Origin of the sequence: Clostridium tarantellae, assembly GCF_009295725.1 — a bacterium.
Classification (GTDB): domain Bacteria; phylum Bacillota; class Clostridia; order Clostridiales; family Clostridiaceae; genus Sarcina; species Sarcina tarantellae.
This window is the reverse complement of record NZ_WHJC01000080.1, coordinates 1-13,161: the sequence shown is the minus strand read 5'-3', so window position 1 is coordinate 13,161 and position 13,161 is coordinate 1. Positions and strand designations below refer to the sequence as shown.

At 27.4% G+C, this 13,161-nt stretch carries 11 protein-coding genes and 1 riboswitch; of the genes, 6 read left to right on the top strand and 5 right to left on the bottom strand.

The features are described 5' to 3' along the window. The first annotated feature begins 573 nt into the window (after positions 1-573). From hpf to prfB, 3 genes are all read left to right on the top strand, one after another. Complete coding sequence (gene hpf, locus GBZ86_RS07330) at positions 574-1,101, top strand: ribosome hibernation-promoting factor, HPF/YfiA family (protein ID WP_152889214.1); 528 nt, start codon at positions 574-576, stop codon at positions 1,099-1,101. Positions 1,102-1,290: 189 nt separating this feature from the next. After that, a complete protein-coding gene (gene secA, locus GBZ86_RS07325) occupies positions 1,291-3,813 on the top strand; it encodes a preprotein translocase subunit SecA (protein WP_152889212.1) in 2,523 nt (840 codons plus the stop codon). A gap of 132 nt (positions 3,814-3,945) precedes the next feature. Continuing rightward, positions 3,946-5,041, top strand: a protein-coding gene (prfB, locus tag GBZ86_RS07320) for a peptide chain release factor 2 (RefSeq protein WP_152889210.1) whose coding sequence is annotated in 2 segments (ribosomal slippage) — positions 3,946-4,023 and positions 4,025-5,041 — 1,095 coding nt in all. Because the reading frame shifts where the segments join, the coding sequence is not laid out codon by codon here. Between the two features lie 104 nt (positions 5,042-5,145). On the opposite strand, the gene GBZ86_RS07315 is transcribed toward prfB, so the two are convergent. Next, complete coding sequence (locus GBZ86_RS07315) at positions 5,146-6,495, bottom strand: M28 family metallopeptidase (protein ID WP_152889208.1); 1,350 nt, start codon at positions 6,493-6,495, stop codon at positions 5,146-5,148. Between the two features lie 135 nt (positions 6,496-6,630). Here GBZ86_RS07315 and GBZ86_RS07310 point away from each other — a divergent pair, with 135 nt between their 5' ends. Further along, positions 6,631-8,805 (top strand): Tex family protein, encoded by a 2,175-nt coding sequence (locus tag GBZ86_RS07310; RefSeq protein WP_152889206.1) that lies wholly within the window; start codon positions 6,631-6,633, stop codon positions 8,803-8,805. Positions 8,806-8,852: 47 nt separating this feature from the next. After that, positions 8,853-8,973: riboswitch (FMN riboswitch) on the top strand. 134 nt (positions 8,974-9,107) lie between these two features. Beyond that, positions 9,108-9,698, top strand: coding sequence for an ECF transporter S component (locus GBZ86_RS07305; protein ID WP_152889204.1), 591 nt, complete (start codon positions 9,108-9,110; stop codon positions 9,696-9,698). Positions 9,699-9,902: 204 nt separating this feature from the next. Here the strand turns inward: GBZ86_RS07305 and rimI are convergent, their stop codons facing one another. The 3 genes from rimI to tsaE are packed head-to-tail and all read right to left on the bottom strand — an operon-like array spanning position 9,903 to position 11,502. Beyond that, a complete protein-coding gene (rimI, locus tag GBZ86_RS07300) occupies positions 9,903-10,340 on the bottom strand; it encodes a ribosomal protein S18-alanine N-acetyltransferase (protein ID WP_152889202.1) in 438 nt (145 codons plus the stop codon). 2 nt (positions 10,341-10,342) lie between these two features. Then, on the bottom strand, positions 10,343-11,044 hold the full coding sequence (gene tsaB, locus GBZ86_RS07295; protein WP_152889200.1) for a tRNA (adenosine(37)-N6)-threonylcarbamoyltransferase complex dimerization subunit type 1 TsaB: 702 nt from the start codon (positions 11,042-11,044) through the stop codon (positions 10,343-10,345). After that, positions 11,041-11,502 carry a tRNA (adenosine(37)-N6)-threonylcarbamoyltransferase complex ATPase subunit type 1 TsaE gene (gene tsaE / locus GBZ86_RS07290; protein ID WP_152889198.1) on the bottom strand — a complete coding sequence of 154 codons (462 nt, stop codon included), beginning with the start codon at positions 11,500-11,502 and terminating at the stop codon, positions 11,041-11,043. Before tsaE ends, tsaB begins: the two co-directional genes overlap by 4 nt. A 221-nt stretch (positions 11,503-11,723) precedes the next feature. Here tsaE and GBZ86_RS07285 point away from each other — a divergent pair, with 221 nt between their 5' ends. Then, a complete protein-coding gene (locus tag GBZ86_RS07285; RefSeq protein ID WP_152889189.1) occupies positions 11,724-12,344 on the top strand; it encodes a CBS domain-containing protein in 621 nt (206 codons plus the stop codon). Positions 12,345-12,778: 434 nt separating this feature from the next. Here GBZ86_RS07285 and GBZ86_RS07280 read toward each other — a convergent pair. Beyond that, positions 12,779-13,161, bottom strand: a 383-nt coding sequence (locus GBZ86_RS07280) for a transposase (RefSeq protein WP_152889187.1), incomplete at its 5' end; no start/stop codon positions are given.

Sequence of the window (13,161 nt, the reverse complement as noted above, 5' to 3'; positions counted from 1 at the left end):
ATTTTAAAGTACAAATAAAGCTATTGACTATTGCTAAAAGTAATATATAATATTATTATAGTTAGGTTTGTGGTTGAAAGTCGATGCCAGTCGCAGGCAAAACGATCCACGTAAGTTAAACAAAGTTTTAATGAGCATGGTGCGGCTTAGAGGTAAGTCCTGCCAGTAAAATAAACTGAGAGGGTTAGTAGTGAGAGGTTAATTCCGGGTAGCAAAAACTCCAGCAGGCGAGTGTGGGGTCAAAGACCAGGTCAACTAACTAAAAAGTCATGTTTTACATGGCTTTTTTTATTTTTAGAAAATTATAATTTTGAGAATCTGTGGATAACTTTAATTAAAGTGCAGAAGGCGGTCTGCGAAGTAGATTTTTATATTTATAAACTGTTATAAATATAAAAAATTAAATTAAATTAAGAAAAATGAAGTAAAGTAAAGTAGAGTAAATACAAGTGTAGAAATTTTCAGTAAATTCGGAAAAATACAGCTTGTATTAGATATTTAAGGAGAGTAAAATAAAGATATCAGCTGAGTATGAATTTCAGTTGATTCTTATTTAAGAGAGGGGCTGAGTATATGAAAGTAACAGTATATGCTAGAAATATTGAATTAACAGATGGATTAAAGGATGCAGTTGAAAGAAAAATATTAAAGCTAGAAAAGTATTTTGCTCCAGAGGTAGAAGCTAAAGCAACACTAAAAGTTGATAAAAATAAACATATCATAGAAGTGATGATACCGTTTAATGGTGTTTATTTAAGAGGTGAAGAAGCTACAGATGATATGTATAAATCTATAGATTTAGTAGAAAATAAATTAGAAAGACAAATTAGAAAACAAAAAACTAAGTTAGAAAAAAGAAAAAATTATGATTCTCTAAGATTTGCACATATAGCTTCATTAACAGAAGAAGAAATTGAGCCAGAGATAGTTAAAACTAAAAGATTTGATATTAAACCAATGATGGCAGAAGAAGCAGTATTACAAATGGAATTAATAGGACATAATTTCTTTGTTTTTCAAGATGCAGAAACAAATCAATTAAATGTAGTTTATAAAAGAAAAGATGGACATTATGGGTTAATAGAGCCAGAGTTTGAATAAAAATTTAATTTAAAACTCTCATAAAATATATGGGAACACAGGAGGTTTTTACCTAATGTGTTCTTTTTTAGTTAAAAATGTAAAAGTTTTTATATATTTACTACATTTATTGAAATATTCTATATAACAATGTTATAATTGAGTAAATAATGCAAGAAATTAAATACAATAGAATTGAGGGATTATGTAATGGGACTATTTGACAAAATGTTTGGAACATATAGTGAAAGAGAAGTAAAAAGAATAAAGCCTATTGTAGATAAAATAGATAGCTTAGGGCCGGATATAGAAAAACTTTCAGATGATGAACTTAGAAATAAAACTGAAGAATTTAAGAATAGATATGAAAAAGGAGAAAGCTTAGATTCATTACTTCCAGAGGCTTTTGCTGTTTGTAGAGAAGCTTCAATTAGAGTTCTAGGCATGAAACATTATAGAGAACAGCTTATGGGGGGAATTATTCTTCATCAAGGTAGAATTGCGGAAATGAAAACAGGAGAAGGTAAAACATTAGTTGCAACGTTACCAGCATATCTTAATGGTTTATCAGGTAAAGGAGTTCATGTTGTAACTGTAAATGATTATTTAGCAAAAAGAGATAGAGATGAGATGGGTCAGTTATATGGTTTCTTGGGATTAACAACAGGTGTTATTATTCATGGATTAACTAATGACCAAAGAAGAGAATCCTATAATTGTGATATAACATATGGAACTAATAATGAGTTTGGTTTTGATTATTTAAGAGATAACATGGTAATTTATAAAGAGGAAAGAGTTCAAAGACCATTAAACTATTGTATAGTAGACGAGGTTGATTCTATTCTTATAGATGAAGCTAGAACACCTCTTATAATTTCAGGGGCAGGAGAAAAATCAACAGATTTATATAAAATTGCAGATTTTTTTGTGAAAAGACTTAAAGAAGAAGAACATTACACTATAGATGAAAAAGCTCATGCAGTTATGCTTACAGAAGAGGGACTTCATTCTGCTGAAAAAGCATTTAAGTTAGAAAATTATGCAGATGCTAAAAACATGGAATTACAACATCATATAACTCAAGCTTTAAAAGCTAATTATATGATGAAAAAAGATAAAGATTATATGGTTAAAGATGATGAAATTGTTATAGTTGATGAATTTACAGGAAGACTTATGGAAGGTAGAAGATATTCAGATGGTCTTCATCAAGCTATAGAAGCAAAAGAAGGAGTAAAGGTTCAAAGAGAGTCTAAAACCTTAGCAACTATAACTTTCCAAAATTATTTTAGAATGTATAATAAGTTATCAGGTATGACAGGTACTGCATTAACAGAAGAGATGGAATTTAGAGAAATATATGGATTAGATGTTATAGTTGTTCCAACTCATAGACCTATACAAAGAAAGGATCAGCCTGATTTTGTTTATAAAACAGCCGTTGGAAAATATAAGGCTATAGTTAATGAAATTATAGATACTCATAAAACAGGGCAACCAGTTCTTGTGGGTACTACAAGTATAGAAAAATCAGAGTATATTTCAGCTATGCTTAAAAGAAAGGGAATAACGCATAAAGTATTAAATGCTAAATATCATGAGCAAGAAGCAGAAATTGTATCTCATGCTGGTGAATTAGGCAACATAACAATTGCTACTAATATGGCAGGTAGAGGTACAGATATTAAACTTTCTGAAGGTGTTACTGAAGTTGGAGGATTAAAAATTATAGGTACAGAGAGACATGAATCTAGAAGAATAGATAATCAGTTAAGAGGACGTTCAGGACGTCAAGGAGATTCTGGTGAATCAAGATTCTATATTTCTTTAGAAGATGATTTAATGAGAATATTTGGATCAGAAAAACTTCAAGGTGTTGTAGATAAGTTAGGATTACAAGATGATGAAGCAATAGAAAGTAAAATGGTTAGTAAATCAATAGAAAATGCACAGAAAAAAGTTGAAGGTAATAACTTTGATGTAAGAAAAACACTTCTTGGCTATGATGATGTTATGAATATGCAAAGAGAAGTTGTTTATAAACAAAGATCAGAAGTTTTAGAAGGTATGAATTTAAAAGAGCAAGTTCAAGAAATGATTAAATCGGTTATAGCTCAAGCTGTAAGTTCACATCTTACATCAGATGAAGATGATTTAGAAGAAGAGTTAAAAGCATTAATTGTTTATTTAGAAGATATGTTTAGTCTTGATGATAGTCAATTAGTTTATGATGAGTTTAAAAATTTATCTAATGAAGAAATAGTAGAAAAAGTTTTTCAAATAGTTAAAAATCTCTATGAAGAAAAAGAGCAATCAGTTGGAGAAGAACAAATGAGAGAAATGGAAAGAGTTGTTCTTTTAAAAGTTGTTGATACTAAATGGATGGATCATATAGATAATATGGATCATTTAAAGAAAGGAATTGGATTAAGAGCATATAAGCAACAAGATCCAGCACAAGCTTATCAAATGGAAGGTAGTGCTATGTTTTCTGAAATGATTGAAAATATTAAAGTAGATACAGTTAAATATTTATATCATATAAAAGTTGAAACTTCAGCACCTCAAAGAGAAAGAGTTGCCCAAGAGACTTCAGCAAATCATGGTGGGGATTCAAAATCAGCTAAAAAAGAACCAATAAAAAAAGAAAATAAGGTTGGTAGAAATGATGAATGTCCATGTGGAAGTGGTAAAAAATATAAGGCTTGCTGTGGAAGAGAAACTGTTTAATAAAGATATTTGGTCATAACATTATATTGATTAAAGGATTTTTTATAGAGTAATCTATAAAAGATCCTTTTTACTATTAATTTTAAGTGATATACTATATTTAATGAAATTTAAGTTAGGGGTGAAGTTTATATGATTATCGAATTAGAAAATCAATTATCCAAAATATGTGGATTTAAAAATACTTTAAAGGAAATGGGGGCTTCACTTTGACTTAGCATCACTAGAAAAACAAAGCGAAGAACTAGATTTAAAGATGCAAGAATTAGGTTTTTGGGATGATATAAATAAAGCTCAAGAAATAACTCAAAATTCAAAAAGAATAAAAGATAAAATAGAGAGATTTAAAAAGCTTCAAACTTCCATAGAAGATGTAGAAATACTTAGTGAAATTATGGAAGAAGATGATGATGAAACTATAAAAGAAATTATAAAAGAAATTAAGAAAATAGAAAAAGACATTGAAAGTTATAGAATAGAAATTCTTTTATCAGGTGAATATGATAGAAATAATGCTATTTTAAGTTTACATACTGGTGTTGGTGGTAGTGACGCTAATGATTGGACAGAAATGCTTTTAAGAATGTATACAAGATGGTGTGAGAAAAAAGGATATTCATTAGAAACATTAGAGTATTTACCTGGTGATGAAGCAGGTATTAAAAGTGTCACATTAAAAGTAAAAGGAGAATTTTCCTATGGATATTTAAAAGCTGAGAAAGGAATCCATAGATTAGTTAGAATATCCCCTTTTAATGCAAATGGTAAAAGGCAAACTTCATTTGCATCAGTAGAGGTTTTACCTGAGTTAACAGCTGAACAAGATATAAATATAAATCCTGTTGATTTAAAGATAGATACTTTTAGAGCAGGAGGAGCTGGTGGACAGCATGTTAATAAAACAGAATCTGCAGTTAGAATAACTCATATTCCTACAGGGATAGTTGTACAATGTCAAAATGAAAGAAGTCAGTTTTCTAATAGAGATACAGCTATGGCAATGTTGAAGTCAAAACTTATAGAACTTAAGGAAAGAGCTCATAAAGAAAAAATTGAAGATTTAACAGGAGAACTAAAAGATATGGGTTGGGGAAGCCAAATTAGAAGTTATGTATTTCACCCATATTCATTAGTTAAAGATCATAGAAGTGGTATTGAAACATCTAATGTTGGCGCGGTAATGGATGGTGAAATAGATGAATTTATAGCTGGGTATTTATCTATGTGAAGTTAAAAATAGTATATTTATATAAAAAGCGATAATGATTAATAGATATTATTTAAAGTTTTTATAAAGTAGTAATCTTGAAATCATTATCACTTTTATTATTTTTATTTATTAATTTTTTTAAAAACTATGGCTAATATAAGCATTATAAAAAGCAATATTGTTATTGGAGTACTTAATAAAAAAAATGGTGATGATGAGTAAGCATAATTTATGATTTCAGGGAATACAACTGATAACGCTCTATCTATAGCAGTAGTGCTTATAAATTCTACTTTATCTTCAGGAGTATGAATTTTTGAAGTATCGCCATCATTTATTGTTACACTGTCTATTCCTTGCTTTATAAAGCCTGCATGGTCAGAAGAATCCTTTTTTTCAATTAAATGTGTTATCTTCTCTTCTTTACATCTATTTGATAAATTTTTTAAAAGTTCGCTAGTATCTTCAGTAATATTTTTTCCGGTCATAAGAGTTAAGGGAATATTTTCATCACTACCTATCATATCAAAGTTTATAACTTTACTATTTTTAAATTTAGAACTATTTTCTTTAGCAAATTCTTCTGCTCCCAAAAGTCCAAATTCTTCAGCATTTAAAGCAACTATAATTATGTCTCTTTCTGGCATGGGTAAAGTACTTAAAACAGAAGCTAATTCCATTAAGAATGCAGCACCAGAAGCATTATCTAATGCTCCTCTATATATGTTTCCAGATAAATCAGAACCAACATGGTCAAAGTGTGCAGTTAATACCAAAGGTGGTAGAAATGGATTAAATCCTTTTATTACTGAGGCTACATTATTTACAATTTTTTCTTCTACTTTATATGGGAAGAAGCATTCTATTGTGTAATCATTATTATAATATTCTACTAGTTCATTAAAGGTTTTAGGTGATACTAAAGTATATAAATCACAAGGTGTATTATATACAAAAGAACTTCTAAAATTAAAAGAATTCATTTCAGTAGATATAAAAACAGCATTTTTATTGTTAGAATTATTAATTAACATAGCTGAAGTATGAATATTGGCTTTATTATTTTTATTAAATGTTATTTTATTTATTTTAAAATTCAAAAAAGCATCTTTAAAATCTCTATTATATTCATATTCTTTTATTAACGTTCCATTTGAATCAACTACTTTAAGATAAGGTTTTCCTTCAATTTCAGTAGGTGAGTGTGTACTAAATTCATGTAAAAACTTAAAATTGTAGGGCAATAAATTACTTTTTTTAAAGTCTTTTTTTATAAAATCTTGTGCTAAGTAATTACCTTCACTTCCACATAGCCTTCCTTTTAGTTCATCAGATGTAAGATATTCAATTCTATCAATTAATTCATCTTTATTAAAAGTATCTAATCTAATTTTATAAAAAATTGATAAAATGAAAGTTGATAAAAGTATAAAAATTAGTAGATTAATACAAATAGATTTTAATTTTTTCATTACAATCTCCTCAAAGTATTATAGTTTATAATTATGTAAAAAAAATATATTTATTCTAAATTTTATCTAAAACCTTGAATTAATTATGGTAAGCAATATAATAATAATTATGTTGATGAAGTTAGGGAGGATAGTATGAGTAATATAAATAATATTTTATCTCAAGAATTAAAAATATCATTAAAACAAGTAGAAAGTGTAATAGAATTACTAGATGGAGGGAATACAGTACCTTTTATTGCTAGATATAGAAAAGAAAAAACTGGTGGGTTAAAGGATGAACTTTTAAGAGAATTTTTTGAAAGATTAACATATTTGAGAAATTTAGAAGATAGAAAAGAAGATGTTATAAGATTAATAGAGGAACAAGGAAATTTAAATGATAATTTAAAAAATAAAATATTAAAATGTATTACTTTAACAGAAGTTGAAGATATATATAGACCTTTTAAACCTAAAAAAAGAACTAGAGCAACTATAGCTATAGACAAAGGGCTAAAACCATTGGCAAATATAATTTTAGAAGGAACTTTCAATAAAAATATTATGGAAGAGGCTAAAAAGTATATTGCTGAAGAAAAAAATGTTAATTCTGGAGAAGAAGCATTACAAGGAGCTAGAGATATAGTTAGTGAAATTATTTCAGATAATGCAGATTTTAGAAAGTGGATAAGAAATTTAGTTAATAGAGAGGGGATAATTGAAACTAAAGGAGATAGCGAAAAAACTACACCTTATGAAATGTATTATGATTATAAAGAAGCAGTGAGAACTATACCTTCTCATAGAATATTAGCTATAAATAGAGGCGAAAAGGAAAAGATACTTTCTGTTAAAATAACTTGCAGTCAAGATAAGATAATAGAGTATATTAATAGTAGAGTTTTAAAAGGAAATAAAATTACAGATGATCATATGAAATTAAGTGTAAAAGATTCTTTTAAAAGATTAATATATCCATCTATTGAAAGAGAAATAAGAAATGATCTTACAGATAAAGGAGAATTAGGTGCTATAGATATATTTAAAGCAAATTTAAAAGCACTATTAATGCAATCACCTATTAAAGGAAAAGTGGTAATGGGATATGATCCTGGATTTAGAACTGGATGTAAAGTCGCAATTTTGGATGATACGGGAAAGTTTTTAGAAAAGGCTACTGTATATCCAACATTACCTAAAAATGATATAGTAGGCACTATAAAAGTTTTAAAAGATTTAATATATAAATATAATGTTGAAGTTATATCTTTAGGTAATGGAACAGCTTCTAGAGAATCTGAAGAAATTATAGTTAAGTTATTAACAGAAATAAAGAAAGAAACTGGAAGAGAGCTTTATTATGTAATAGTTTCTGAGGCTGGTGCATCAGTTTATTCTGCATCAGAATTAGCTAATAAAGAATATCCAGAGTTAGATGTAACTATAAGAGGAGCTATTTCTATAGGAAGAAGACTTCAAGATCCTTTAGCAGAATTAGTAAAAATAGATCCAAAAGCTATAGGAGTAGGACAATATCAACATGATGTAACACCAAAGAAATTAGATGAATCATTAAGAGGTATTGTTGAAGACTGTGTTAATAATGTGGGAGTGGATTTAAATATAGCTACTCCATCTTTATTAAGTTATATAGCAGGTGTAAATGGGACTATTGCACAAAATATAGTTTGCTATAGAGAAGAAAATGGGAAATTTAAAAGTAGAAAAGAATTATTAAAAGTAAAAAGATTAGGTCAAAAAGCTTATGAGCAATGTGCAGGTTTTTTAAGAGTTATGGAAAGCAAAGAAGCTTTAGATAATACAGCAGTACATCCAGAATCATATGAAGTAGCTAAAACACTTATTAAAAAATTAGGTTATCATGAAAATGATTTAAGAGAAGGTAAGTTAAGTGATATAGAAATTAATATTGAAAAAATTGGGATTGTCAATTTAGCTAAAGAATTAAATGTAGGAGAGTTAACTTTAAAGGATATAATAAAAGAAATTAAAAAGCCAGGAAGAGATCCAAGGGAAGAATTACCAAAGCCAATCTTTAAATCTAGTATTATAGATTTAAAAGATTTAAAATCAGGAATGATGTTAATGGGAACTGTTAGAAATGTTTCAGATTTTGGTGCTTTTGTAGATATTGGTGTTCATCAGGATGGATTAGTTCATAAAAGTGAAATGGCAGATAGATTTGTAAAACACCCATTAGATATTGTTAAAGTAGGAGATGTTGTAGAAGTTGTAATATTAGAAGTTGATGAGAAAAGAAAAAGAATTTCTTTATCAATGAAAAAGAACACTATTAATAATAGATAAGGGATTGAATTCCATTTAGAACTGTTATATAATTTTATATGAAAAAAAATAATCTTCAGGGCGGAGTGTAAGTCTCCACCGGCGGTAAAGCCCGCGAGCTAAATTTTTTAGCATGATTCGGTTAAATTCCGAAGCCGACAGTTAAAGTCTGGATGAAAGAAGAATGGATATTAGAATAGCTTATAATTAAGTTTATTTATTAATATTATGCCCTAATAGAATTCTATTAGGGCATAATTTTTTATATGAAAGCTAAACTAATAACTAAGGGCTCCCGAAGAAATTGCTTGGAGGAGAGAAAAATGAAACCTAAAAACAATTTAAACACCTTTATTAAAGTATCATTATTAAGTGCAATAGCTTTTATACTAATGTATATAGACTTTCCAGTAATACCAATATTTCCTTGGTTAAAGATTGATTTAAGTGATGTACCAGCATTAATGGGTGCTTTTGCATTTGGACCATTAACAGGGATTGTAATTGAAGCTGTTAAGAATCTTATGATAATAGTATTAAAAGGGACACAAACAGGTTTTGTAGGAGAGATTGCTAATTTTATAATTGGAGTTTCTATGATATTACCAGCATCTATGCTTTATAATAGATGTAAAACAAAAAAGAATGCTATTATTGGGATGGTAAGTGGAATAGTAATTATGGAAGTTATAGGTATATTAGCTAATGTATATTTCTTATTACCTGCTCATGGAATGCAGATGGCACCAGCAGAATTAATGAAATATGTTACTGTAGGATTAATACCTTTTAATGGAATTAAAGGAGTTTTAGTTTCGGTAGTTACTTATTTATTGTATAAAAAAATATCAGTAGCTATATTTAAAGTAGAGCCTATGTTAGATAGTAAGAAGTTGCAAAATAAATTAGGATAATAAATAAATTTATTTAGTGTATTATTAAATTAAAGTTATGAATAAAAAAGTGAGTTGATGTAATTTTTTATGTCAACTCACTTTTTATTAAAAATAAAATTAATTATGAAAAACTAACAAAAGTCACATGTTAATTCAAAGAAATATGGATAAAACTATAATTTAACCAACAATCTGTGACTAATTTTTAGAAAATATATAAAATTATCTTTTCCACATAATTATTGCATCTTCATTATTATCTTCATAATATTTTTTTCTTATACCTTCTTCAACAAAGCCATGCTTTTTATAAAGATTTTGTGCTGGAATATTAGAAGCTCTAACTTCTAGTGTTAATGCTATTAAATTAAGTTCATTACTTAAGCAAAATAGACCTTCTATTAGTAAATCTCCTACACCTTGCTTTCTATAATTAGGGTGAACCGCTATATTAGTAATATGTGCTTCATCTATTATAGACCATGCTCCTATAAATCCAATTACTTTTTCACCAGCTTTAGCCACTAAATAATGAGCAAGCGGATTTTTTATTTCATTTAAAAAAGAAGTTTCGCTCCATGCAACAGGAAAACTTAAATTACTTATTTCTATGACATCATTTATACATTCTAAGGTCATAGACTTAATTGAAAAATCCATTATTAGAGTCCCATTCTTTGTTCATATTCTCTTTCGGCTTGAGATTTTCTTAAATAAATTGGAGCCATAGTATTAAGATCATTAAAAAATCCTTCTTGTAAAAGTGGTAAAGCTAAGGAACAAATAGATGATGCTTTTGGATAATTTGATGTAATGGGTGCAAAATAGGTATTTCTAACTTTTTCAGATAAAGTTTGCTTATGTTTTTGAACTCCATCACCTAAGAACATTATAGGTTCATCTTTTTCTTGCAGAAGTTCAATAAGCTCATCTAAAGATAAGCAATCACTATCAGTTAAAGAAATTAATTCTCCATTTTCAAATTTATATAAGCAAGTGTAAACATTATTTCTAAGAGCATCAATAATTGGACATATTATGCCAGTAAAGTTAATTACATTATAAGCAAGTCCTTTAAGAGATGAAATACTTACACAAGGTTTATTTGTTCCAAAACTTAATCCTTTTAATGTGGCCATCCCTATTCTTAATCCTGTGAAGGAACCTGGACCTTCACTGATTGCAAAGCCGTCAATATCTTTTATGGTTAAGTTGCAATCTTTTAATAGTCGATCTATCATATCCATAATTAGTACCGAATGTTGCTTTTTATCATTTAGATTAATTTCACCTAAAACTCCCTTTTCAGATATTAAAGCACAAGTTGCAGTACTAGAGGAAGAATCTACTCCTAAAACTATCATAATTCTATCTCCTTTATGTAATCATATCTATCACCATAAGCTTTTATGGTGATTTTTCTATAATTCTCTCCGATTTCTGGAAGTTTTTTAATGTTTATATAAATGTATTCTTGAGGAATAAGTTCTTCTATGTAGTTGGCCCATTCTATTAAACTAACACCGTTACCAAAAATATATTCATCAAAACCTATAGCGTCTATTTCGGTTGGATCATTAACTCTATATACATCAAAATGATATAAAGATATTCTACCACTATGATATTCATTAACTATATTAAAAGTTGGACTTGTGATGTGTTCAGTTATATTTAATCCACTAGCTATACCTTTACTAATATGAGTTTTTCCAGTTCCTAAATTACCTGTTAAACAAATAATATCACCATTTTTAACAAGAGAACCTAATTGTTTACCAATACTTATAGTTTGTTCAACGTTATTAACTATAAATTCCATAAATAATCTCCTTTCATTATATTTTATATAATATTTAAGTAAATTTAAATAAGAATACTTATACAATCTTTTCTTTAATATTCTAACCAAAATTATCAAAAAAAGAAAGCGGAACATATTATATATTTAAATATTATTAAATATAATTTAAGTAAGAGATTTAAATGTTATAAAATGATATAATAAAAAATGTAAAGGGTTAATTGGTAAGGAGGGGAAGTATGATAGTAAAAACTGTTATGGTAACTAAGGAAAATTTGAAAATAGTAGAATCAAATACAACTTTAGAAGAAGCTATGAAAATAATGGTAGATAATAAATTTTTATCTATTCCAGTGGTTGATGGAGATAAGTTTAAAGGCAGTATATCTAAGCATGATATATATAAATATAGTTTTGAAAATGGTTGTAATAAAGAAGAAACATTGACAACAGTAAAGGTTGGACAATTAATATATTCAGATGTACCGGTTATTAATAAAGATGAAGAGCTAGAAAAAGCTGTTGCTTTATTAGAAAAAATGAGAATAGCATTTGTAGCTGTTATAGATGATTTTGATAATTTTGTTGGAATTCTTACACATAAAGCAGTATTTAGTGAATTTACTAATGCTTTTGGATTAAATAAAGGGCAGAGAATTGCTGTAAGGGCTTATGATGTACCAGGACAAATATCTAAATTATCTAAGATAATTACAGAAAATAATGGAGATATTTTGAGTTTTGTTGTTTTAGATACAAAAAGTATTACTCAAGTAAAAGAAATAATTATAAGAATTAAAATAGGTAATATAAATTTAATAAAAAGAAAGTTAAAAGAAGCAGGATTTAAGATTATATAAAAAAATAAAATTGTGTGTTTTTAATAAGGGAAGAAATACAGAGTGTAGTACCTTTAATAGTTGAGAAATTAATAACTTTATAGGTTAAAATATTATAAGATTTATTTAAGAAAGTAGTAATTAAATAAATCTTTGACTCTGTACAATTCCTTTTATTTAGTGATGTTATTAAATTTTTATTTTAAGGGAAAGATCTATATTTTAAAAATGAATATTTTTTTACAATATATTATAAACCCGAATTATTCACCAAACTATTTTTTAGAAGATAAAAATATCTAAATATATGGTTTGGTATTTATTTTTTTAAAGAATTTTCATTTTAGCATAGAAAATTCTTTAAATTTTATTTTATATATCTAAAAAGGGTAAAGTATCCCTACGGACTTGTGGAAATTCCTTATTTTTCGATATTAAATTATATATTTTTCATATCATGGCAGAGCCTTTAAGGCACCTATATTATTTAATATATTCATAAACTCTTCTTTGTAAGGACAACTACTACAAAGTTTAAAAGTTATATATCTTGCACTAGTAACAATTTTAGCCGCTATCTTTATTAATTTTAATCTTAGTGTTTCAATTCTATTAGTTTTGCTTTTATTTGATAAAGCCAATCGTCTAAACCAATTATTGAAATTATAAGCTAGTAGGCTTAATTGAAGCTTATTTGCATTAGCTAAAAAACTAGTACTACTCATTGAATCTAAAGCAAATCCATTTTTACTTTCTTTAATGAAATTTTCCATAGTTCCTCTGTTAGAATAAAACATTATCAGTTGCTCTGGTGGTAATGTCATATTAGTAACTACAA

Bases quoted from the DNA above. Each gene is read 5' to 3' on its own strand.
- hpf (WP_152889214.1), top strand. From the start codon at position 574: ATGAAAGTAACAGTATATGCTAGAAATATTGAATTAACAGATGGATTA.
- secA (WP_152889212.1), top strand. From the start codon at position 1,291: ATGGGACTATTTGACAAAATGTTTGGAACATATAGTGAAAGAGAAGTA.
- GBZ86_RS07315 (WP_152889208.1), bottom strand. From the start codon at position 6,495: ATGAAAAAATTAAAATCTATTTGTATTAATCTACTAATTTTTATACTT.
- GBZ86_RS07310 (WP_152889206.1), top strand. From the start codon at position 6,631: ATGAGTAATATAAATAATATTTTATCTCAAGAATTAAAAATATCATTA.
- GBZ86_RS07305 (WP_152889204.1), top strand. From the start codon at position 9,108: ATGAAACCTAAAAACAATTTAAACACCTTTATTAAAGTATCATTATTA.
- rimI (WP_152889202.1), bottom strand. From the start codon at position 10,340: ATGGATTTTTCAATTAAGTCTATGACCTTAGAATGTATAAATGATGTC.
- tsaB (WP_152889200.1), bottom strand. From the start codon at position 11,044: ATGATAGTTTTAGGAGTAGATTCTTCCTCTAGTACTGCAACTTGTGCT.
- tsaE (WP_152889198.1), bottom strand. From the start codon at position 11,502: ATGGAATTTATAGTTAATAACGTTGAACAAACTATAAGTATTGGTAAA.
- GBZ86_RS07285 (WP_152889189.1), top strand. From the start codon at position 11,724: ATGATAGTAAAAACTGTTATGGTAACTAAGGAAAATTTGAAAATAGTA.